This is a genomic window from Polynucleobacter sp. AP-Reno-20A-A9, assembly GCF_018882085.1.
Classification (GTDB): Bacteria; Pseudomonadota; Gammaproteobacteria; order Burkholderiales; family Burkholderiaceae; genus Polynucleobacter.
In genome coordinates this window covers 115,681-137,503 of the sequence record NZ_JACVPB010000002.1, presented here as the reverse complement: position 1 = coordinate 137,503, position 21,823 = coordinate 115,681, and the positions used below count along the sequence as shown (strand labels likewise).

General features: G+C 46.2%; 19 protein-coding genes. 4 read left to right on the top strand and 15 right to left on the bottom strand.

From position 1 onward, the window contains the following. Window positions 1–10: 10 nt before the first annotated feature. The 7 genes from purH to ICN39_RS02320 form a co-directional block, all read right to left on the bottom strand. A complete protein-coding gene (gene purH / locus ICN39_RS02350) occupies window positions 11–1,591 on the bottom strand; it encodes a bifunctional phosphoribosylaminoimidazolecarboxamide formyltransferase/IMP cyclohydrolase (RefSeq protein WP_216232524.1) in 1,581 nt (526 codons plus the stop codon). 52 nt (window positions 1,592–1,643) lie between these two features. Beyond that, window positions 1,644–1,883, bottom strand: coding sequence for a helix-turn-helix domain-containing protein (locus ICN39_RS02345; RefSeq protein WP_072582732.1), 240 nt, complete (start codon window positions 1,881–1,883; stop codon window positions 1,644–1,646). Window positions 1,884–1,942: 59 nt separating this feature from the next. Beyond that, window positions 1,943–2,959 (bottom strand): tRNA dihydrouridine synthase DusB, encoded by a 1,017-nt coding sequence (dusB, locus tag ICN39_RS02340; protein ID WP_216232523.1) that lies wholly within the window; start codon window positions 2,957–2,959, stop codon window positions 1,943–1,945. Window positions 2,960–3,087: 128 nt separating this feature from the next. Further along, window positions 3,088–4,245, bottom strand: coding sequence for an FAD-dependent monooxygenase (locus tag ICN39_RS02335; RefSeq protein WP_216232522.1), 1,158 nt, complete (start codon window positions 4,243–4,245; stop codon window positions 3,088–3,090). 16 nt (window positions 4,246–4,261) lie between these two features. Next, window positions 4,262–5,629, bottom strand: a complete 1,368-nt coding sequence (gene pepP, locus ICN39_RS02330) for a Xaa-Pro aminopeptidase (protein ID WP_255532252.1) — start codon at window positions 5,627–5,629, stop codon at window positions 4,262–4,264. Next, window positions 5,622–6,338, bottom strand: coding sequence for an N-acetylmuramate alpha-1-phosphate uridylyltransferase MurU (murU, locus tag ICN39_RS02325; RefSeq protein WP_216232520.1), 717 nt, complete (start codon window positions 6,336–6,338; stop codon window positions 5,622–5,624). Before murU ends, pepP begins: the two co-directional genes overlap by 8 nt. A 10-nt stretch (window positions 6,339–6,348) precedes the next feature. Next, entirely contained in the window at window positions 6,349–7,350 is a 1,002-nt protein-coding gene (locus ICN39_RS02320) for an aminoglycoside phosphotransferase family protein (RefSeq protein ID WP_216232519.1), read from the bottom strand. Window positions 7,351–7,383: 33 nt separating this feature from the next. Here ICN39_RS02320 and ICN39_RS02315 point away from each other — a divergent pair, with 33 nt between their 5' ends. From ICN39_RS02315 to rsmA, 4 genes are read left to right on the top strand one after another with little or no spacing between them, the layout of a single operon-like run. Then, complete coding sequence (locus ICN39_RS02315) at window positions 7,384–9,906, top strand: LPS-assembly protein LptD (protein WP_216232518.1); 2,523 nt, start codon at window positions 7,384–7,386, stop codon at window positions 9,904–9,906. An 8-nt stretch (window positions 9,907–9,914) separates the two neighbouring features. Beyond that, a complete protein-coding gene (locus tag ICN39_RS02310) occupies window positions 9,915–11,366 on the top strand; it encodes a peptidylprolyl isomerase (protein WP_255532251.1) in 1,452 nt (483 codons plus the stop codon). Then, window positions 11,341–12,348, top strand: coding sequence for a 4-hydroxythreonine-4-phosphate dehydrogenase PdxA (gene pdxA / locus ICN39_RS02305; RefSeq protein WP_216232516.1), 1,008 nt, complete (start codon window positions 11,341–11,343; stop codon window positions 12,346–12,348). The genes ICN39_RS02310 and pdxA overlap by 26 nt, the downstream gene beginning before the upstream one ends. Before the next feature lie 3 nt (window positions 12,349–12,351). Further along, complete coding sequence (rsmA, locus tag ICN39_RS02300) at window positions 12,352–13,128, top strand: 16S rRNA (adenine(1518)-N(6)/adenine(1519)-N(6))-dimethyltransferase RsmA (RefSeq protein WP_216232515.1); 777 nt, start codon at window positions 12,352–12,354, stop codon at window positions 13,126–13,128. A 37-nt stretch (window positions 13,129–13,165) separates the two neighbouring features. On the opposite strand, the gene ICN39_RS02295 is transcribed toward rsmA, so the two are convergent. From ICN39_RS02295 to miaB, 8 genes are read right to left on the bottom strand one after another with little or no spacing between them, the layout of a single operon-like run. After that, window positions 13,166–13,900, bottom strand: a complete 735-nt coding sequence (locus tag ICN39_RS02295) for a 1-acyl-sn-glycerol-3-phosphate acyltransferase (protein ID WP_215362160.1) — start codon at window positions 13,898–13,900, stop codon at window positions 13,166–13,168. A gap of 7 nt (window positions 13,901–13,907) precedes the next feature. Then, window positions 13,908–14,480: a D-glycero-beta-D-manno-heptose 1,7-bisphosphate 7-phosphatase gene (gene gmhB, locus ICN39_RS02290; protein WP_216232514.1), complete on the bottom strand. Its 573-nt coding sequence runs from the start codon at window positions 14,478–14,480 to the stop codon at window positions 13,908–13,910. Continuing rightward, window positions 14,477–16,615, bottom strand: coding sequence for a glycine--tRNA ligase subunit beta (gene glyS, locus ICN39_RS02285; protein WP_216232513.1), 2,139 nt, complete (start codon window positions 16,613–16,615; stop codon window positions 14,477–14,479). The genes gmhB and glyS overlap by 4 nt, the downstream gene beginning before the upstream one ends. Before the next feature lie 27 nt (window positions 16,616–16,642). Then, window positions 16,643–17,533, bottom strand: coding sequence for a glycine--tRNA ligase subunit alpha (gene glyQ / locus ICN39_RS02280; protein WP_216232512.1), 891 nt, complete (start codon window positions 17,531–17,533; stop codon window positions 16,643–16,645). Window positions 17,534–17,592: 59 nt separating this feature from the next. Further along, window positions 17,593–19,095, bottom strand: a complete 1,503-nt coding sequence (lnt, locus tag ICN39_RS02275; RefSeq protein WP_216232511.1) for an apolipoprotein N-acyltransferase — start codon at window positions 19,093–19,095, stop codon at window positions 17,593–17,595. A gap of 38 nt (window positions 19,096–19,133) precedes the next feature. Further along, entirely contained in the window at window positions 19,134–19,973 is an 840-nt protein-coding gene (locus tag ICN39_RS02270; protein ID WP_216232510.1) for an HlyC/CorC family transporter, read from the bottom strand. Between the two features lie 30 nt (window positions 19,974–20,003). Continuing rightward, the gene (gene ybeY, locus ICN39_RS02265; RefSeq protein ID WP_216232509.1) at window positions 20,004–20,477 is read right to left on the bottom strand and encodes an rRNA maturation RNase YbeY; all 474 of its coding nucleotides are present in this window, start codon (window positions 20,475–20,477) and stop codon (window positions 20,004–20,006) included. Continuing rightward, the gene (miaB, locus tag ICN39_RS02260; RefSeq protein ID WP_216232508.1) at window positions 20,467–21,813 is read right to left on the bottom strand and encodes a tRNA (N6-isopentenyl adenosine(37)-C2)-methylthiotransferase MiaB; all 1,347 of its coding nucleotides are present in this window, start codon (window positions 21,811–21,813) and stop codon (window positions 20,467–20,469) included. Before miaB ends, ybeY begins: the two co-directional genes overlap by 11 nt. Window positions 21,814–21,823: the final 10 nt, after the last annotated feature.

Sequence of the window (21,823 nt, the reverse complement as noted above, 5' to 3'; positions counted from 1 at the left end):
TCTTATTTTCTTAGTGACGGAAGTGACGTGTGCCAGTAAAAATCATGGCAATGCCATGTTCGTTTGCTGCCGCAATGATTTCATCATCACGCATGCTGCCGCCCGGTTGGATAGCGCAGCTGGCGCCACCATTCACAACGACATCTAAGCCATCGCGGAATGGGAAGAAGGCATCACTTGCTACTGCTGAGCCTTTAAGACTTAAACCAGCGTTCTCAGCCTTGATACTAGCCATACGCGCAGAGTCTACGCGGCTCATTTGCCCTGCGCCGATGCCGAGTGTCATACCGTTCGCGCAATACACAATCGCATTTGATTTAACAAACTTAGCAACACGCCATGCAAACATCATGTCGTGCATCTCGCTTGGGGTTGGTAGACGTTTGCTGACAACGCGCATTTCACTTTCTAGAACATTTTTAGCGTCTGGGGACTGCACGAGCAAACCACCGCCAACGCGCTTGAAATCAAAGACATTAAATGCAGTACCCAATGGAATTTCTAGAAGGCGTACATTTTGCTTGGCCGCAAAGATCGCTTTCGCCTCATCGCTAAAGCTGGGGGCGATCAATACTTCGACAAACTGTTTAGAGATGGCTTCAGCGGCTGCGCCATCGCAAGGTACGTTGAAGGCAATGATGCCGCCAAATGCAGAGCTTGGATCAGTCTTGAAGGCTTTTTGATAGGCTTCAAGGGCTGAGGCGCCAACAGCTACGCCACAAGGATTGGCGTGCTTAATAATGACGCAGGCTGCAGCGCCACCGGCGTTGCCGGTAAAGCTCTTAACGCATTCCCAAGCAGAGTCTGCATCAGCAATATTGTTATAAGAGAGTTCTTTCCCTTGCAACTGCTTGTAATTGGCTAGTGCGCCATCGACTGGGTAAATATCTTTGTAGAACGCTGCAGACTGGTGTGGATTCTCGCCGTAACGCATCTCTTGGACTTTTTCGAAGGCAAGGTGCAAAGTTTCGGGATAGGCAGAACGGGCTTTGTGATCGAGATCATCACCTAATGCTGAGAGATAGTTAGCAATCGCACCATCGTATTGTGCGGTATGGGCAAATACTTTTTTCGCTAAGGCCAAATTGGTTTTGTAAGAAACGACATTCTTGTTGGCCTTCATTTCGGCTAAGACAGGAGCGTAATCTTCTGGTGAGATCAATACCGTAACGTCCTGGTGATTTTTAGCTGCTGCACGTAACATCGCTGGGCCGCCGATATCAATGTTTTCAACGGCATCTTCGAATGAGCAGCTTTCCTTGGCAACAGTCTGATTGAAGGGGTAAAGATTAATGACGAGCATATCAATAGTATCAATACCATGCTCTTTCAAGGCCGCCATATGCTCCGGAAAATCTCTACGAGCCAATAAGCCGCCATGCACCATAGGGTGAAGCGTCTTTACGCGACCATCTAGCATCTCCGGAAATTTCGTTAGGGAAGAAACTTCGACAACAGGCAGATTGTTTTCAGCCAAGAGTTTTGCTGTGCCGCCAGTAGAAATGAGCTTAATGCCTTGTTCGTGGAGAGCTTTAGCAAAAGGCACGATGCCATTTTTATCGGAGACGGAGAGGAGTGCTGTACGGATCATAGTTTTCGGAGGATTTAATTAGAAAATGACTTTGTTGTTTTGTTGCTGATATTTACTTCAGTAGTTGATGCTCAACCAACTTCTTGTGAAGGGTGTTGCGATTAATGCCCAGATACTGCGCTGCCAGTGATTGATTTTGCTTGGCATGCTGCATTACTAATTCCAACATTGGTTTTTCAACAACAGCCAATACCATGTCATAGATATCAGTCGGCGCCGTTCCTTTGAGGTCATTCAGGTATCCCTGCAGTTGGGTTTCAATACATTCGGTAATCGGGTGCTTATTGGTCATAAAAATCTATCAATGCAAAAACTAAAAAGTAAAAATAAGAAAACTAAATAAGGTTAGAACTACGCCGCTTCTAAAAATAACAAGCGGTCGGAATGGGATTTCATCTCGTCAAAATAAGCATTGACCATTTGAAGTTGGGTTTTGCAGTCATCGGCGGTATTCATGCGCTGGCGAAACGCATGAGAGTCACGCAAACCTTTGCAGTACCAGCCAATATGTTTGCGGGCGGTACGAAGGCCAATGTGCTCCCCATAAAACTCGTAGTGATCTAAAAGGTGGGCGTTCATGATTGCCTGGATCTCATTGATCTCAGGGGTTGGCAGCTTGCCACCAGTTTCAAGATAGTGATTGATTTCACGGAAGATCCAAGGGCGACCTTGAGCAGCGCGACCAATCATGATGGCATCGGCACCAGTAATCTTTAATACTTGCTCTGCCTTTTCTGGGCTGGTGATATCGCCGTTAGCCACCACCGGAATGCCCACACTATTTTTGACTGCGGTAATGGTTTCGTACTCTGCTTCACCGTGGTACAGGTCTGCTCTCGTACGGCCATGGACCGTCAACATGGAGATTCCAGATTTTTCTGCAAGGCGCGCTATTTCAATAGCATTCTTATGTTCGCGATCCCAGCCCGTACGAATTTTCAAAGTAACTGGTACTGCATCTGGTCCGATGCCAACAGCATTCACAACTGCTTCTAGAATTTGTTGCACTAAAGGTTCATCGCGCAGCAATGCAGAGCCAGCTGCAACATTACAAACTTTCTTTGCAGGGCATCCCATATTGATATCGATAATCTGGGCACCGTGATCTACGTTGATTTTTGCCGCTGCCGCCATCATTGCTGGATCAGCGCCGGCAATTTGAACGGCAATCGGCTTGAATTCACCAACATGGTTCGCGCGACGTTGTGTCTTTTCGCTTTTCCAAAGCAGGGCATTTGAGGCCACCATTTCAGAAACTGCATACCCGGCACCCAGCTTCTTACAAAGCTGTCTAAATGGGCGATCCGTTACCCCAGCCATAGGGGCCACAAATAACTTATTTGCGAGGAGGTGAGGACCAATGTTCATCTAAAAGGGCATGTGCGGGAAGCATGACACTTTAGCACAGTCAGACCCAAATCTGCCTATTTTTTAGGCAGATTGCTTGTTACAGATCAAACGGAGAATGCTTATGTTTTGGGGGCAATTTAAGCCCTTTAGCGCCTACCAAACATCATCTGGCGAGCTAAGGCCGTCTTGACTGGTGGAAACCACTGAAGGGCGCTTAAAGCCAATCCACGGGCTGCAACAACTGGAGCTAAATTGGATGTAAATACTCTAGCCATAAAGTCTGTAAGACCAATTGTGGTTTTTCTATCCACTTTGCGACTTTGCGCATAACTCTGCAGTGTATTTTGGACATCTGCTGGGGATTGTTTCTCTGCGGCCCCAGAAAATACCTCAACTAACTTCTCTGACAGTAAGAAGGCATCTCGTAATCCCAAGTTCAAACCTTGGCCTGCTACAGGATGCAAAGTTTGAGCGGCATTACCAATCCAAACTTCATTATCTTTTGTAATTTCTTTGCGATAGTTCAAGCCCAGTTCATATAAACGACGATCTTGAATTTTTAGAAAGCGACCTATACGTGAACCAAATTCTTTTTGTAGTTCCACTAAGAAATTGGCTTCACTCAATTGCAAACGATGCTGCGACGATTCTGGTGAGCCGCACCAAATCAGATTCAAAATATTGGATCCATAGTGACTTGGTAAAACTGCTAAAGGGCCTTCGGCAGTAAAGCGCTCCCAAGCTTGATGAGGTACCGCATTCTCAACTTCAACTAAGCCTACGAGGGCTGACTGCCCATAGTCCCGTCCAGATTCAACCCAGTCTTGGGTCTTAAATAAACCACCTTCAGCATGCACTATGCATTTGGCGTGGATATGATGTTCTTCAGTGTCTTTATTGATGTGCTGCCAAACGAAGTTGGGGCTCTTTGCTTGAATGGCCCGCAAGGCTTGGCGTAGCGTTATATGAATATCGCGATAGCGAATGATGTGTCCCAATGCATCTTGCTTGAGCTCTTCACGCGTCATGAGTGCGCGGCCAAAGCGGCCCGTTTGTGAAACATGTACCCGATGAATTTCAGCGAACTCTTTTGGCCATGCATTAATCGTATCAAGTAAGAGTTTGCTGCCGTGGGAGAGAGCAATGCCTCTAGTGTCAGCAGCTGCAAGATCCTCATCGTTTACCGGATTACGATCAAGCAAAATAATCTTTGCTTCAGGAAATTTCTGCAAGGTCCATGCGGCACAGGCGAGCCCAACCGGGCCGCCACCCTGAATCAAGATATCGCAACTAGATGGATTCATTTTTATTGGAGCGACCTTAAGCATTCTTCATGAGTGCTTCAATTTCATCGGCATTGACAGGTACGCCACGAGAAATTAACTCACATCCTGAATCATTGATGACAGCGTCATCTTCAATGCGAATGCCAATATTCCAAAATGCCTCATCAATATCATCTGCAGGTCTGACGTATAGGCCTGGTTCCACCGTAATCACCATGCCACTCTTCAGAATGCGCCAAGGCTTTTCTTCACTTGATGAATTTTGGCTAGCTTCACGGTAGGAGCCCACATCATGAACATCCATGCCTAACCAGTGGGAGGTGCGGTGCATATAGAAACGACGATAGGCGCCCGTTTCAATAGCGCTATCAAGCGATCCTACCTCTGAAAGCTTCAATAGCTTTTCATCCAGCAGGCCTTGGGTAAGCACTTTAAGTGCTGCCTCATGTGGCTGCATAAATGTGTTGCCAGGTTTAGTCAGAGAAATTGCGGCTTCTTGTGCAGCTAATGTGATGTCATACAAGGCGCGTTGAGGCCCTGTAAATTTTCCATTGACCGGGAAGGTGCGTGTGATATCTGATGCATAGCCATCAAGTTCACATCCCGCATCAATCAGGCAAAGCTCGCCACTACGTAATTCGGTTGAGCCGGCGCGATAGTGAAGAATGCAAGAATTTGCGCCACCAGCAACAATGCTGTTGTACGCAACGCTTTGCGCACCACTATTACGGAACTCATGAAGTAATTCAGCTTCAAGTTGATATTCACACATGCCAGGCTTACAGATTTGCATGGCGCGGATATGGGCACGAGCAGAGATGGCCGCGGCGCGACGCATGATGTCAATTTCATGCGCATCTTTAAATAAACGCATTTCATGAATCAGTGTCTCAACATCATGAAATTCTGATGGTGGATTTACCCCAGAACGCGCTTGTCCACGCACTTGTTTCATCCAGTGACGCAGACGTCTATCTGCTTCAGCACTCTCAGCAAGGCGAATATAGACTGCATCTTGATCGGCTAATAGGTCACCCAGTTTTTGGTCTAGCTCTTGATTGCTATGAGCGTATTCAATGCCCAAAGCTTCTGGTGCTGCTTCAGGGCCAAGGCGGATACCGTCCCAAATTTCTCGTTCAGAATCTTTGGGCCTGCAAAATAAGTAGGATTGCAGTTGGAAGTTTTTTCCATTGCCTCCAACCTTCATGACGAGTGTTGCGCCTGGCTCTTCAAAACCCGTTAAGTAGTAAAAGTCACTATCGTGGCGATAAGGAAACTCACTGTCACGGTTGCGAGCAAGCTCAGGGGCTGTTGAGATGACGGCAATGCCTCCGCCAGTCTTGGTAAAGATTTGCTCTGCTAATTGGTTTCTACGAAGCTGATAAATATTCGTTTTATTCATATGCTGCATTAAGCTCTCGTAAGCGTTGTGGTGTGCCTACATCGTGCCATGGACCGAGATATTTTTCACCAGACACTTTATTTTGCTCCATTGCAGTTCTTAAGAGGGGCGCGAGCTTGGCTGGAGCCCCGAATACCAGGCCTTTAAATAAAGCTTTGTGATAAATCCCTATTCCCGAAAAGGTGAGCTTTTCAGCGCCGCTGAACCCTGTATTACTAACGGATGTGCCTTGGAGATAAAAATCACCCTCGGGGTGCTGGACTGGGTTGGGGACCATTAATAGGTGTGCCAAAGGCCTGCTGGCATCCATGCGCATTTTGGAGGCTGTTTCCAATAACTGGGCAATCGGTAAGTTCGGGCTAAATACATCCCCATTAATGACTAAGAAGTAGTCTTCTGGTGCAATGATGGGGAGTGCCTTGCAAATGCCCCCCGCGGTTTCCAGGGCGCTGCCTTCGGGGGAGTATTGAATGCGAAGACCAAATTGCTCTCCATTACCTAGGGCTGCCTCAATTTTTTCACCCAACCAAGCATGATTAATGACGACATCCTGAATCCTTGCCTTTGCCAGCGCTTCCAAATGCCACTCCAGCAAAGATTTTTTTTGAATACTGAGTAAAGGCTTGGGTAATTCATCCGTAAGAGGCCGCATGCGCTCACCGCGTCCAGCCGCTAGTAAAAAACAAGGTATGGGTTTAAGCTGACTCATGGCTTGTGAATTACGTTTGATTAATACGGGTAGATTCCAAAATTCGGGCCAATGGTTTTAATTCAATATAACGATTAGCGGTCGCAATAGCGTACTCCAGTACGAGCGGGATATCCTTAAGATAGCCATCCTTGCCATCGCGATGAAAGAGTCTTGCAAAAATACCTAAGACTTTAAGGTGGCGCTGTAAACCCATCCATTCAAAATCACGATAAAACTGTCCAAAATCATTTGGCATTGGCAATCCTGCTTTGCGACCTTCTTCCCAAAATTTAATCACCCAGTCAATCACACGTTCTTCTGGCCATGCAATATAAGCATCGCGCCACAGTGAAGAGGCATCATAAGTAATGGGCCCATAAACTGCATCCTGAAAGTCAATCACTCCAGGATTATTTTTTTCAGTCACCATCAAGTTACGAGAATGGTAGTCGCGGTGAACATACACTTTGGCTTGCGCTAGGTTATTCTCAATAATGAGTTCAAAAGATTTTTTGAGCTGTTCTGTTTGCTGCTCATTAAGTGCAATATTGAGATGCTTCCTTAAATACCACTCAGGTAGTAAATCTAACTCTCTTTGCAAAAGAGCCTCATCGTAATTGGGCAATACATCTGGTTTACTCGCCAATTGCATGAGCACGAGAGCATGGGTCGCATCTTTATAAAGATGATCAGCCGTCTCATTGTTAAGTTCAGCTAAGTAGGTTTTGGTACCCAAATCATTTAAGAGCAAGAAGCCTTCAGCAAGATTTTTCTCTAGGATTTTTGGCACATTTAAGCCTGCCTCTGAAAGCAATAAATCGACTTTTATGAAGGCGTCCAAAGGCTCATGTTGGGGCGGGGCATCCATCACGATCAAAGTCCCAAAATTGGGGTTTTTGGACTCAATTCGAAAATAGCGTCGAAAGCTGGCATCAGCCGAGGCCGGCGCCAAAGAGTCGAGATCTAATTGCCAGCTTGCTTCTAGGGCTTTTAGCCAGTTACGGAGGGTATTTAAGCGTGGGTCAGTCATGGTCGATTCGTATAATAAGGCGGGTCTGGAACTATGAGTCATTATCGCCGTTGCGCTGGCCTTTGCGCCCCTCTTTTTTTGCATGTAACCCTGCGCGTAATGATGGGGGTGGCATTGCTTCAATTTGCCCTCAATGGGCATGCTCAAGCGCCTGCTCCTTTGCCCGCAAATGCACAAGCTAATGCTAATGCCGTTTTATTGCCAGATCGTGGCAATGTCACCGTTTTAAAGTTGGATGATCAACTGCGAGTTGGGCTTCCGCTAGATGATAGTAAGGCACTCACTTTTACTTCAAGTGACTCTATTGATGGTGTCGTTGATAGAAAGATGAAGCTCAAAGGTCGCGCACAAATGCGTCGTAATGGCGGAGTGATTAAAGCTGATGAGATTATTTATGACCCTGATACTGATATTGCCGATCTCGTAGGTAACGCAGAGTTAACTAAAGGCAATACTACTTTTAAGGGGCCAGCTGCCAAATTTAAAGTAGATGCACGTGAGGGTGAAATGGAAATGCCTTCGTATGAACTGCGGGATACGCGCGGAAATGGCACAGCCAGAAAACTCACTATTGAAAACTCAGATATTTTTGTTTTTGATAAGGCAACGTACACGACATGTACACCGCAAAATATGGATTGGTATTTTTCGGCCAGTACTTTAGAAATTGATAATGAGCAAAAAGAGATGGTTGGTACCCATGGCGTGATGCGCTTCTTTGACGTGCCTATTGCATATGTTCCTTACTTTACTGCCCCTACTTCCAATGAGCGTCGTTCGGGTATCTTGGCGCCGGTGGCTGGATACAACTCCAATAATGGCTTTGACATTACGCAGCCTTATTACGTCAATATTGCGCCCAATAGAGATTTGCTCATTCTTCCACGTTATATGAGTGAGCGAGGCCTGCAGGTGGGTGCAAGCTACCGATTTATGGAAAGCAAGTACACCGGTAGCTTGGGTGGCGACTATCTTGCGCATGACAATAAGACCGGAACTGACCGTTGGCGTTATGACTGGCAGCAGCGACAAGTATTTAGTGGTGGCGTCGCTCCAGGCGGAATACCGCTCCCGGGCTCTTGGACCGGTTACGCCAATATGTCGCGGGTATCGGATAATTTGTATCCGACCGATTTCTCACAAAGTATTGCTGGAGCGGTTACGAGTCAGTATCGCCAAGAGGTGGGAACCACCAAAGGATTGACTGGTAGCTTGAGCAATTGGAATGTGTCCGCTAGAGCCTTAACATTCCAAACTTTGCAACCAGATCCAACTGCGTTAGTTCAAGCCCCATACAACGTATTGCCAAACATTACAGCCGCCTATAACAACCGCCTGACTCCGGCAGTGGCTGATACCAGCGGTAAGTACGTTACTTTGCCTACTGGACCGGCAACCACATTCTCTACAGATTACACAAGGTTCTCATACAACATTGGCGGTAACTTGGCTTCTACTGCGCCTGGTGTTTACAGTCAGGCTGATCGAACAGTCGTTAAAGGCGCGATGGCGTTGCCTCAGATCACACCGGGCTATTACATCACCCCAAAGATGAGCTTTCAGTCGAACACGTATAACGCCACCCCTTTTGCAACTGGTGGCGCGCCTGTAGCGCAAGGCTTCACCATCCCTACATTCAGTTTGGATTCTGGATTGGCATTTGAAAGAGATGCAGCTGAATTGAAAGGCTTCTACGGTCGAGACATGTTGTTAACTATGGAGCCTCGCGCTTTTTATGTTTACACACCTTATCAAAATCAATCACAAACACCTTTGTTTGATACCGCTGATGCGGGCTTCGGCGTTTCGCAGATCTTTAGTGAAAATACTTTCATTGGTAATGACCGTGTGGCAGATAACAATGCAGCCACACTTGGTTTAACGAGTCGTATGATCGAAGCCAGCACTGGAGCAGAGCGCGCCACTGTAACCGTTGCCCAAAAGCAGCAGTTCACTGGACAGCGAGTTGGTTTGAACGGCAAGATTGTGAATCCCACTACTTATTCAGATACTCTGGGTTCTGGTTCGGTTCGCTTGCTTGGTAATTTCAGTGCGGATGTATTTGGCCAATACAACACGCAGTTAAATAAATTTGTTCAAACTACGATTGGCGGAAGTTGGCGGCCAACGCAGGGTAGAAGTTTAAATTTTGGCTACCGTAACGTTTGGTCTCCGCCGGTACAGGCATCTATTCAAAATAACCAAGCATTCGTGCCTTCCTCCACCACAACGGATCAATACAATATTTCAGGGCAGTGGCCAATTACTCGGGAAATTTCGGTTTTGGGGCGTTGGGGATATGATGCTTTGACCACTAAGACTTTAAATAGCTTGGTGGCATTGGAGTGGAGCAGGGACTGCTGGACTTTCCGTGGCGCTTACTCTCAGGTCTTAAATACTTCTCAAATAACCACCACCCAGGTACTCTTTCAGGTCGAATTTAGGGGCTTTGGTAGCGCTGGAAGCAATCCAGTTGATATCATGAAGCTTAATGTTCCTGGATATATGCCTACTTCTAAGCCTATACCACCCTCAACATACGAGAACTATCAATAATGCTTTGTATGAAACGTTTTAAACAAATGAGTGTTTATGCCATCTTGATTGGTATTGGATTATTTGTGAATATTGCATTTGCTCAGGATGCTACAAAAGCGAATGCTATTTCAGAAAGCAAAATTCGCAACATCGATGGCGTGGCTGCAGTCGTCAATACAGGCTATGTAACACGTAAAGAAATTGATGACAGAATTGCCGCACTTAAAAAACAAGGTGTGAAATTGCCGGAAGATGGCACTGTGCGTAAAACCATTCTGGATAGACTCATTCTTGAAAAAATTCAACTGCAGAATGCTGAGCAAGAAGGTGTTGCTGTAAGTAACAAAGAATTAGACAAGATTATTGGCGATATTGCAGCAAAAAATAAGCTGTCGGTTGCTGAGTTCAAGGCAAAAGTAACGGCCTCTGGCACTACATTTGAGCGCTATAAGCAGCTATTGCGCGATGATGTCATGATCACCCGCTATCGCGAAAGAGAAGTGGAAGGTAAGCTCAAAATCTCAGATGCTGAGATTGATAACTTCATTGCTGAGCGTACGCGGGCAATTGCTGGTGCTGGTGCTGGAGCTCCGCGGTCAGCACCAGCCGCCAAAGGTGAGCCTGAAGAAATCGATGTAGCCCAAATTTTTATTCCTGTTGATGCTGGCGCAGGAGCGGGTGCTCAAGCTGACGCAAAAAAGAAGGCAGATACACTATTGAAAGATGCTCGTGGGGATGTTGACTTCTTGCAGTTAGGTGCAATGGCTGCAAAAGAGAATCCAAAGATTAAGTTTCAAGAGTTGGGTTATCGCACTCCCGACCGTTTGCCGCAATTATTTTATGAAGCTATTCGTAATACTGGTGGGGGACAGGTTGCCAATACGGTTGTGAAAAGTCCGGCTGGGTACCATGTGCTTAAAGTTTTGGATCGCCGTGCAGCTGGAGCAAGTGCGCCCCCGCAGCAGGCTGCAGCGACTGATGCTGGCTCACCTACACCGCAAAATATTCCAATTACACAAACCCTTTCTCGCCATATTTTATTGCGCAGTCGTGCTGGTTTAAGCGATCAAGATGCAGAGAGACGCTTGCAAGGCTACCGTGATCAGGTGCGGGCAAAGACTGCAGACTTTGCAGAGCTTGCAAAAAAATATTCCGAAGATGGATCTGCACCAAATGGCGGTGAGCTAGGTTGGATGAGTCCTGGAGATTTGGTTCCCGAATTTGAGCAAGCCATGAATCGCTTGCAAATTGGTGAGGTTAGTAACCCTGTTAAATCAGAATTTGGTTGGCACTTGATTCAGGTATTGGACCGTCGCGAAGGTCAGCTTACCGTTGAGAAGCAACGTCAATTTGCACGAGCAGCGATCCGTGAGAGAAAGTTTGATCAAGCTTATCAAGAGTGGATGCGTGAGCTCCGTGATAACGCAACTGTAAAAATTCTGAACGTGGAAGATGAAGCAAGTAGCGCACCTCGTTAATCTCGTTGTAACTACCGGCGAACCAGCCGGTATCGGACCAGAAGTTTCTTTAGCTGCTTCGCTTGAGTTTCTACGTGTGCATGCAGATGCTCGAATCACTTTATTAGGTAATAATCAGCTATTGTTATTGCCAAAGGGCCTTAGCCCAGACCTGTCTAGTCGATTACAAATTGAATCTATCCCACTGGGAGCACCTGTCATTGCAGGGGCTTTGAATTCGCAAAACGCACAGTATGTAGTGAATCTTTTAGATCAGGCAATTGACGGTTGTCAGCAAGGGCGTTTTGATGCCATGGTGACTGCGCCACTGCAGAAAAGCATTATTAATGATGCTGGGACACCATTTACAGGGCATACAGAATACCTAGCGCAGCGCTGCCAGGTTTCTCATGTGGTGATGATGTTGTGCGCGCCTTTGCCCATAGGATTTTTGGGGCTCAAGGCACCTAGAGACTTGCGTGTTGCCCTTGTCACAACCCATCTTCCCTTAAAAAGTGTTCCGCAAGCACTGAGTTATGACTTGATATTGGAAACCATTCAAATCGTTAACCAAGATTTGCAGAAGAAATTCGGAATCACTAAGCCGATTATTCGAATGGCCGGTTTAAATCCTCACGCAGGTGAATCTGGATATTTGGGTAGAGAAGAAATTGACATCATCTCACCAGCAATTGAAGCGGCTAAAAAGATGGGGATTCATGTTTCCGGTCCTTATCCTGGTGATACGATGTTCGACCCAGAATCTATTGCACAAGTAGATGCTTTTGTTGCGATGTATCACGATCAAGGACTCGCGCCATTTAAGTTCGTTACTTTTGGTAATGGCGTCAATGTCACTTTGGGGTTACCCATTATCCGAACCTCAGTTGATCACGGAACCGCTTTGGATATTGCTGGTAAAGGAGTGGCTGACTCAGGCAGTATGCTTGAGGCTTTACGCCTAGCTTATGAGTTAGCGCTGAACCAACGAAAGCAAGACTAATACATGCATCGCGCTCGCAAACGATTTGGCCAAAACTTTTTGCAGGACAACGGAATTATTTATTCCATTGTTGCGCTTATTAATCCCAGTGCGGATATGCATGTCATTGAGATTGGTCCTGGCCTAGGCGCGCTAACACTTCCTTTGCTGAGTAATCTTGATCACTTGGATCTTTTAGAGATAGACCGTGATTTAGTGGCTTTTTGGAATGAGAAAAATCTTAAAGGCCTCACAGTGATTGAGGGCGATGCTCTCAAGTTTGACTTTTTGACATGGGCTCAGAATAGATCGACCAAGCAAGGCTTATGTAAAGTGGTCGGCAATCTGCCATACAACATCTCATCACCTTTGTTGTTCCATTTGGTTTCTGCGGCAGCCTCAATTGACGAGCAGGTATTTATGTTGCAAGCTGAGGTAGTGGAAAGAATGGTTGCGAAGGCCGGAAGCTCAGATTTCAGTCGTCTGTCGGTCATGCTGCAAGCTCGTTACGATATGGAGTTGGTGCTAGAGGTTCCTCCTGAAGCTTTTGACCCTCAGCCCAAAGTGAACTCAGCTGTAGTGCGGATGATCCCGAGAAGGGATTTCACATTGACGGATGCGCAATGGAATTCGTTAGAAAAAGTAGTTGCTGCCGCCTTCTCCCAAAGAAGAAAAATGTTGCGGACTAACTTGAGCGCTTTTTCAGACAGATTGAGTTTGACAGAGGTAGAGCTTAAAGCAAGAGCTCAGGATATTTCTGTTGACCGCTATATTGAATGGGCTAAGATCCTCGCCTCATAATCAATCCTGAGTAACGATTGATTGCCTACAGTTAATATTATTTATAAGCGCTAGGGTCAATCACGCGCATCTCAGCCTCAATCCAACCTTCTACTTCCCGCTGGAGCTCTTCTGCTGACTTATTGGTTGAGCTAATCGCAGGCCCAATTGAAAAGATCACTGTGCCCGGTTCCTTGATAAAGCTATTTTTCGGCCAGCAACGACCCGCATTGTGCGCAATCGGAATTACTAGCGCATCAGTCGCACTTGCAAGACGTGCTCCACCCTTACGGTAGGGCTTAGTTGACCCAATAGGGGTTCTGGTGCCTTCTGGAAATAGCATGATCCATTTGCCTTCGCTCAAGCGTTTGCGGCCTTGGGTTGCTACAGAATGCGCTGCAGTCTGCTTATTAGAGCGATTAATATGGATCATCTTCAGTAACGCCAGAGCCCAACCGAAGAAAGGAATCCAGAGAAGTTCACGCTTAAAGACGAAGCAGAGTTGTTTTGGTAGTAATGCGATGTATGCAATAGTTTCGTAGGCAGACTGATGTTTGCTTAAGATGATGACGCGTTCATTGAGTACGGCCTGCATATTTTCCATACCGCGGATTTCATAATGAATGCCGCACAATGGCTTTAATAAGGCAATAACGATTTTGTTCCAGAGTCCAATAAAGGTATAGCGGTTTTCTGGGCTCAGGAAAGGAAAGGCCAGCATGCATAGCACTGACCAAATAGGTGTAAATATCACTAAAAATAAGGCAAAGAGGATGGAGCGAATCAATTTCACGATTGTTCTAAACCTTATTTTCTAAAAGTGCATTTGCAAATGCCAGTAGATCAGCATGAATTTGTGTGTCTTCCGGTAAATCACCTTTTGCAAGCGTTTTTTCACCCTTGCCGGTGAGTACCAGGTGAGGTGAGGCTCCTAAGGCTACTCCAGCTTGGAGATCGCGTAAAGAATCGCCCACTATGGGAACGCCAGTCAGCGGTTTGATGCTATCCGTTTTCTTGTAGCGCAATGCGATTTCTTTCATCATGCCTGGTGCCGGTTTACGGCAATCACATTCATGTGAGTCTTGGTGAGGGCAAAAGAAGATGCTATCGATATGGCCGCCCAATGGCTTAAGCAGAGCCTCCATTTTGCTATGCATGGCATGTAAATCATTGATTGTGAAGTAGCCCCTGGAAAGGCCTGACTGATTGGTCGCCAAAGCAATTTGATAGCCTGCTTGATTGAGTAAGGCAATTGCCTCCAGACTTCCTGGGAGGGGGATCCATTCATCTACTGACTTCACATAATCATCGCGATCTTCATTGATCACGCCATCGCGATCAAGAATGACTAATTTAGTAGAGCTGGTGCTCATGCTAATTTGCCGAGATCGGCAACGAGATTCATTTTCTGGTGAAGTTGTTGCAGGAGAGCAAGGCGGTTATCGCGTAGCTCAAGATTGGGGTCCATGACCATCACATCGGCAAAGAATTGATCAATTGGCCCGCTCAAAGCAACAAGCGCTCTTAAGAGTTCAACAAATTGGCGTTTTTCATAAGCAGTATTGATGGTGGGAGTCACTGCTTCCAATGCTTTGTGTAGTGTTGCCTCTGCTGGAATTTGCAGTAATTTTTCTGAGCAGGCGGTAGGAATAGCGGTAGTAGTTTTCTTCAGAATATTGCTGATACGCTTATTGGCGGCCGCGAGTTGAGCGGCTTCTGCCAGAGCATTAAATTCACGCAAGGCAGTCAAGCGCTCGATCAAATCATTAATTTGTGCTGGGTCTTGACTCAGGACAGCATCAATTTCTGCGCTAGTAAATGCTTTGCCGGCAACCGATTGGTCGCGTAAATAGGCGCGTAAGCGATCAATAATGAAGGCATAGATATCGGCAGCTTTTGCTTTTTCTTGTACATCAGTTTGCGGAAACTGAGCACGAGCTAATTCAATTAATTCAGGCAAATTGAGCGAAAGATTCTTTTCTAAGAGTAAACGGCAAATACCTAAGGCATGACGACGTAGGGCATACGGGTCTTTATCACCAGTAGGGGCAAGTCCAACACCCCAAATGCCAACCAGTGTCTCTAATTTGTCGGCGATGGCTAAGATCGTGCCAGTTTGGGTTTGCGGCAAAGTATCGCCTGCAAAGCGCGGCATATAGTGTTCGCTGCAAGCGCTAGCAACATCCGCATTCTCACCATCATGGTTGGCGTAATAACGCCCCATGATTCCTTGCAACTCCGGAAACTCACCAACCATATCAGTCAGTAAATCTGTTTTAGCAATTTCTGCGGCACGGGAAGCCAGCTTTTCATCGGCACCTAATTTTTTAGCGATACCTATAGCCAATCCTTGAACGCGCTTGGTGCGATCCAGTTGATTGCCTAGTTGATTGTGATAAACCACCTTACCAAGATCTGCCACGCGAGAGGCTAATGGGCGCTTTTGATCTTGCTGGAAGAAGAAGCGAGCATCGGATAAGCGTGGACGTACAACACGCTCATTGCCTGAGATGATGGCCTCTGGCTTGTTTGTTTCGATATTAGAAGCAATCAAGAAGCGATTACGTAATTTGCCCTGCTTATCTGTTAACGCAAAGTACTTTTGATTGGTTTGCATTGTCAGAATTAAGCATTCTTGAGGCACTTCTAAGAACTCTTGATCAAAATGGCATTCATAGATGGCCGGCCACTCAACAAGGGCTGTTACTTCATCTAGAAGGCTATCTGGCATCAATACCAAGTCATCGCCAGCTGCTTTTAATAGGGCGGTCTCGATTTGTGAGCGACGCTGATTAAAGCTGGGAATAATCTTGGCTTTTGATTGGAGCTCAGTCTCGTATTGGTCTGCATTCGAAATAGTGATGAGATCAGGCGCTAGGAAACGATGTCCTTCGGTTTGATTCGCCGCATCAATACCTAAAGCACTGATGTTTAAAGTGGTAGCGCCATGTAGCGCAATGATGCGGTGGGCGGGGCGAGCAAATTGCACGTCGGCCAATTGACCATCTTTCCGCAGTACTTGGTAGTGCATCATTTTTGCAATGGGCAGCTTGCTTAATGTTTGCTCAAGTGCGGCTTGCGCAGTTTGCTCAAGTGCAGCACCTTTAGCAATGACATTGAGGTACAGCGCTTCATTCTTACCCTCGCCTGCTTTTTCTAGAGTGGCGAGATCAATGTCTCCGTACCCAAGAGCACCTAATTTTTTGAGTAGTGGTGGGGTTGCTTTACCTTCAGCGTCAAATGCAATGCTGGTAGGTAATAATTTTTCCCGCACAGGGTAGTCGGGAGCTTGATCAAGAACATTGGTGACTTGAGCAGCTAAACGGCGTGGTGTGGCGAAGCCAGTTACTTTAGATGCATCAGATGCTAGACCGGCTGTTTTGAGTGCTGCAAAGATGCCTTCGCTAAACGCATCGCCCAAGCGACGCAGAGTTTTAGGTGGCAGTTCTTCGGTAAATACCTCGATCAATAAAGTCGCTGATTGAGGTTTTGAATTAGGTGTGCTCATAAATGGAAGGCAAAAATCTCGATGTGCTTAAGCCTGAGCTTTAGCTTGACGTTGACACATTGGGAAACCCAGTTTTTCTCTAGACTCAAAGTAGGCTTGAGCCACTGCGCGAGAAAGATTGCGAATACGTCCTATATAGGCTGCGCGTTCGGTGACCGAGATAGCGCCACGAGCATCCAGTAAGTTAAATGTGTGCGCAGCTTTCAGAACCATTTCGTAAGCAGGTAGCGCTAGTGGTACTTCCATTAAACGCTTGGCTTCACTCTCGTAGTTTGTAAAGTTAGCAAAGAGTAAATCTGCATTAGAGTGTTCAAAGTTGTAACAAGACTGCTCCACTTCATTCTGGTGATACACATCACCATAAGAGATGCCATCAGCCCACACTAAGTCGTAGACGTTAGAGCAGCTCTGGATATACATTGCTAAACGTTCGATGCCGTAAGTGATTTCACCAAGAACTGGTTTGCAATCTAGACCACCTACTTGCTGGAAGTAAGTGAACTGCGTTACTTCCATACCATTGAGCCAAACCTCCCAGCCAAGACCCCATGCTCCTAGTGTTGGGTTTTCCCAATCGTCTTCTACAAAGCGAACATCATTCTCTTTAAGGTCTAAACCTAAAGCGGCAAGAGATCCCAAGTAAAGGTCGAGAATGTTTTCAGGTGCTGGTTTAAGAACAACTTGATATTGATAGTAGTGTTGCAAGCGATTTGGGTTTTCACCATAGCGACCGTCTTTAGGCCGGCGGGACGGCTGAACGTAAGCTGCCTTCCAAGGTTCTGGACCAATGGCGCGCAAGAAGGTCGCAGTGTGCGATGTACCGGCACCAACCTCGAGGTCGATAGGTTGCAATAGGGCACAACCTTGTTGGTCCCAATAATCTTGAAGTTTGAGTATGATTTGCTGAAAAGTAAGCATGATTAACCTGGCTAAGCCATTGATTTTACATGGCTAGAGCACTCGAGAGTTAAAAATGCTTAAAAACGTCTACGCTGAATCAGACCCCAGAGCAGCAGTAGGCAAGAAATACCCAAAATCGGCAAATTACCCCAAATGACATAAGGCGTTTTTCCAGAATAGGCCTGCACCTGGGTGCTAAGGGTTGTTTGGGCAAACTCCGGGAGTGCTTTGAGTACTTTGCCATCAGGACCAAGAACCGCAGTAATCCCTGTGTTGGTGGCACGCAAGGCAGGAAGCCCAGTTTCTAGTGAGCGCAGCTGTGAAAGCCTAAGTTGTTGAGTGGATGCTTGGGATTCACCAAACCAGGCCAGATTGGTCATATTGATGAGTAGGTTTACTGGCTTATCGCTGTGTTGAATACGAGAGGCAAGCTCACCGCCAAAGACATCTTCATAGCAAATCGTGATTGCCGCATGAATGTCTTCTTGATCCTTGCGCACAATCGTAAAAGGAGATTGGTCTAGTTTTCCTCTTGCAAAGTCACTCATGGGTACATGAAAGGCTTTGACGAACCACTGAAAGCCTGGGGGAATAAATTCTCCAAATGGGACGAGGTGGGCTTTATCGTATTGATAGGGCAATGCATTCGGTGACAGTCCAGTGGCGCGATTCGAGTACTGCATGCCGTCTTCCCCTGGCACTTCGCCGATTAATCCAAGCAGAATGTTGCTACTACTTTTATTGGAAAAATCTTGTAAGTAATTCAATAGACCAATCGGTAAGTTAGGCAGCGGCCATGGAAACGCAGTCTCAGGAATGATGATGAGGTTAGACGCCTCTTTAGTAATTTCTCCGGCATAGAAATCAATTTGCTTGCTAATAGCCTGTGGATTAAATTTCAGACTTTGTTCAAAGTTACCCTGAATTAAGCGAACGCTAATCGGCTCTCCAACTGGTTTCGTGAAAGTAAATAAACCAGCACTTTGAGAGATGCCAATGACAGCCAAGATTAGGAGCACGCTAGAAACTAAATGCTTGCGAGCTTGGTAAATTTCCCAAGAAGTCCACACCGCCAAAAAGGTGCAAGCTAGACCGCCAAAGAAAGGGGCTACTGGTGCGAATGGTCCATTGAACTGGGTTTCCGCAAAGCCCATCCAAGGAAATCCGGTGAAGATATAGCCTCGCAGAAATTCTGCAAGAACCCAACTCGCTGCCAACAGTAGGCCAAATAAGCGATTCTTTTTAAACAGTGGAATAGCCAGTATTGCCAATGAGAAATACAGTGCTACATAAGCCGAAAGTAAAAATACGCCCATGCAAGCAAGTGGTGCGCTCATTCCACCAACATCATGGAGACTGATATAAAGCCACCATAGACCCACTACAAAATAAGCAATGCCAAATGAGAGGCCTAAGAGAAATTGTTTTTTGAAGGAGGTAGACCGCTGATCATCAAGGCGCCACCAGAGAAGGCTGAGAACGGGGATCTGAAGCCAACCGCCATAAGGTAGTTCAGCAATAGCGGCAAGTGTCGCCCCCAATACAAAAAAAATACAAACTGAAAAGATTTTGCTGCTCATGCGTGAATGATTGGGGTACTGATCAAACAATGTGAATCTCAGTCAGATTTTTTATTGGTTTGTCGCGCAAGCAGAATGTGAATTTGTCTTGGGTCGGCGCGTTGCACTTCAAATTCAATGCCACCTAATTCAATCAGCTCACCCATTTTAGGAACGCGTCCCAAATGCTGAATCACCAAGCCCGCTACAGTCTCAATATCTTCGACTTCAAAATCGGTGCCAAGTCTCTCATTGAACTGCTCAAGCTCGGTAATGCCTTTAACGCGGATGTCACCATTATCTAAAGCAATGAGGTTGTCGGCTTCTTCATCAATATCATGTTCATCCTCAATATCGCCAACGATCTGCTCGAGCACATCTTCAATGGTGATAATTCCAGCAACGCCGCTGTATTCGTCAACTACGATCGCTAAATGATTGCGATTGTCTTTAAAGTCCCGTAACAAGACGCTGAGGCGTTTGGATTCTGGAATAAATACCGCTGGGCGCAACCAATCACGTACCTGAAAATCTTTCTCGGTGGCGTGACGTAATAAATCTTTTGCCAACAAAATGCCAATGACGTTATCTCGACCGCCTTCGAATACAGGAAAACGTGAGTGAGCCGCTTCAATAACGCTCTTAATAATTTCTGAAAGGGGCTGGCCAATATCGATCCAGTCAATTTGGGCGCGGGGCACCAGGATGTCTCGGGCACACAACTGCCCTACTTGAAAAACACCCTCAATCATAGAGAGGGCATCTGCATCAATTAATCCCTCAGCTTGAGCTTCTCGGAGGGTCTCAATCAATTCTTGACGGCGTTCACTGGGTTCCGTTGGCTGCGGAGTTAAAAAATCAGCCAAGCGATCTAAAAGGGATTTATTGGGGTCAGGCATATAGCAAGAATAGCGTAGAAATATGGCAAATCAAGAATAGGGGTTGGCAAAGCCCAATTTTTGGAGAATCTGGATTTCCAGGGCCTCCATTTTTTTAGCGTCCCGATCTACCTCGTGGTCATGGCCTTGGGCATGAAGGCAGCCGTGCACAATTAAATGGGCCAAGTGGGCTTTTAGTAGTTTATCTTGCTCCTTGGCTTCTTTTTGAAGTACTGGGAGGCAAAAAATAATATCTGCCACTAAGTTATTTTTTGAAAGCTCATAAGGAAAAGTTAAAACATTGGTAGCGTAATCTTTTTGACGAAAAGCTAAGTTCAGCTTTTTGCCTTCTGCAGCATTGACAAAGCGTAGGGTAATTAAGCCATTAAGAGTCGTGGCGCTCTTGACCCATTTCTTAATGAGGGAAGAAGAAACTACTTTACTCACGGCGGACTCAATTGCCGGACTGGCGTATTGCAAATCGATCGTGAGTTTAGGTGAAATACTTTTGCTATTAATTGACATGGGCTTCTACTAACTCACCTCTAAGGGTGTAGCTGAGAACTTCCGTAATGCGAATGTCTACGAATTGCCCAATGAGGCTCTCAATATCTTGATCAGACGCTGTGAAATGAATCACACGATTATTTTCAGCACGACCTTGTAAGTTAACACCATCTTTAGCAAGACCTTCAATCAATACTCTTTCGGTGTTACCCAACATTTTTTGGCTAATTTGGTTTGCCTGTCCCTCAACCAATGCCAATAAAGTTTGTAGGCGCTTGAGTTTGACTTCGTAAGGCGTGTCATCGTGAAGGTTGGCTGCTGGCGTTCCTGGGCGTGGGCTGAAAATGAAGCAAAAACTGTTATCAAAGTTCAGTTCTTTAACCATTTTGAGTAACTTCTCAAAGTCAGCCTCAGTTTCACCTGGAAAGCCCACGATGAAATCACTCGACAACGTTAGGTCCGGGCGAACAGCGCGCATCTTGCGGATAATGCTCTTGAACTCTAGTGCCGTATAGCCGCGCTTCATCGCTGAGAGCATGGAGTCTGATCCATGTTGTACCGGCAGATGTAGGTGGCTAACAAGCTTAGGTACTTTGGCGTAGACGTCGATGAGTCGTTGTGTAAATTCTTTGGGGTGGCTCGTTGTGAAGCGAATCCGTTCAACCCCAGGAATGTCAGCAATGTATTCAATCAATAGGGCAAAGTCAGCGATTTCTTCGGTATCACCCATCTTACCAAGATAGGCGTTTACGTTTTGACCAAGCAGAACAATTTCTTTGACGCCTTTACTTGCTAAGCCAGCTACTTCAGTCAGCACATCATCAAAAGGTCTGGAGACTTCTTCACCGCGCGTATAAGGGACAACACAGTAGCTGCAATATTTGGAGCAGCCTTCCATAATAGAAACATAGGCCGAGCCACGAGTTTGGCGAGACGCAGGTAGATGATCAAACTTTTCAATCTCAGGAAAGGAGATGTCTACTTGAGGTATACCCGTTTTACGTCGCTCAGCAATAAGGTCGGATAAGCGATGCAGTGTTTGAGGGCCAAACACAACATCAACATAAGGTGCGCGACTAACAATTTGTTGGCCTTCTTGACTGGCTACACAACCACCAACACCAATCAGTAAATTTGGTTTTATCTTCTTGAGCTCGCGTAATCGACCTAAGTCCGAAAAGACTTTGTCTTCTGCTTTCTCGCGGATGGAGCAGGTGTTGAGTAGCACGACATCAGCATCTTCAGGTCGATCTGTCATGACCATGCCTTCATCGGCATGTAGAAGGTCTGCCATTTTTCCCGAGTCGTACTCGTTCATTTGGCAGCCAAAGGTTTTGATATAGAGCTTTTTCATGGGCCGTTCT

What these genes read in the sequence shown, in the direction of transcription:
- purH (WP_216232524.1), bottom strand. Translation starts at nt 1,591, where the DNA reads ATGATCCGTACAGCACTCCTCTCCGTCTCCGATAAAAATGGCATCGTG.
- ICN39_RS02345 (WP_072582732.1), bottom strand. Translation starts at nt 1,883, where the DNA reads ATGACCAATAAGCACCCGATTACCGAATGTATTGAAACCCAACTGCAG.
- dusB (WP_216232523.1), bottom strand. Translation starts at nt 2,959, where the DNA reads ATGAACATTGGTCCTCACCTCCTCGCAAATAAGTTATTTGTGGCCCCT.
- ICN39_RS02335 (WP_216232522.1), bottom strand. Translation starts at nt 4,245, where the DNA reads ATGAATCCATCTAGTTGCGATATCTTGATTCAGGGTGGCGGCCCGGTT.
- pepP (WP_255532252.1), bottom strand. Translation starts at nt 5,629, where the DNA reads ATGAATAAAACGAATATTTATCAGCTTCGTAGAAACCAATTAGCAGAG.
- murU (WP_216232520.1), bottom strand. Translation starts at nt 6,338, where the DNA reads ATGAGTCAGCTTAAACCCATACCTTGTTTTTTACTAGCGGCTGGACGC.
- ICN39_RS02320 (WP_216232519.1), bottom strand. Translation starts at nt 7,350, where the DNA reads ATGACTGACCCACGCTTAAATACCCTCCGTAACTGGCTAAAAGCCCTA.
- ICN39_RS02315 (WP_216232518.1), top strand. Translation starts at nt 7,384, where the DNA reads ATGAGTCATTATCGCCGTTGCGCTGGCCTTTGCGCCCCTCTTTTTTTG.
- ICN39_RS02310 (WP_255532251.1), top strand. Translation starts at nt 9,915, where the DNA reads ATGAAACGTTTTAAACAAATGAGTGTTTATGCCATCTTGATTGGTATT.
- pdxA (WP_216232516.1), top strand. Translation starts at nt 11,341, where the DNA reads ATGAAGCAAGTAGCGCACCTCGTTAATCTCGTTGTAACTACCGGCGAA.
- rsmA (WP_216232515.1), top strand. Translation starts at nt 12,352, where the DNA reads ATGCATCGCGCTCGCAAACGATTTGGCCAAAACTTTTTGCAGGACAAC.
- gmhB (WP_216232514.1), bottom strand. Translation starts at nt 14,480, where the DNA reads ATGAGCACCAGCTCTACTAAATTAGTCATTCTTGATCGCGATGGCGTG.
- glyS (WP_216232513.1), bottom strand. Translation starts at nt 16,615, where the DNA reads ATGAGCACACCTAATTCAAAACCTCAATCAGCGACTTTATTGATCGAG.
- glyQ (WP_216232512.1), bottom strand. Translation starts at nt 17,533, where the DNA reads ATGCTTACTTTTCAGCAAATCATACTCAAACTTCAAGATTATTGGGAC.
- lnt (WP_216232511.1), bottom strand. Translation starts at nt 19,095, where the DNA reads ATGAGCAGCAAAATCTTTTCAGTTTGTATTTTTTTTGTATTGGGGGCG.
- ICN39_RS02270 (WP_216232510.1), bottom strand. Translation starts at nt 19,973, where the DNA reads ATGCCTGACCCCAATAAATCCCTTTTAGATCGCTTGGCTGATTTTTTA.
- ybeY (WP_216232509.1), bottom strand. Translation starts at nt 20,477, where the DNA reads ATGTCAATTAATAGCAAAAGTATTTCACCTAAACTCACGATCGATTTG.
- miaB (WP_216232508.1), bottom strand. Translation starts at nt 21,813, where the DNA reads ATGAAAAAGCTCTATATCAAAACCTTTGGCTGCCAAATGAACGAGTAC.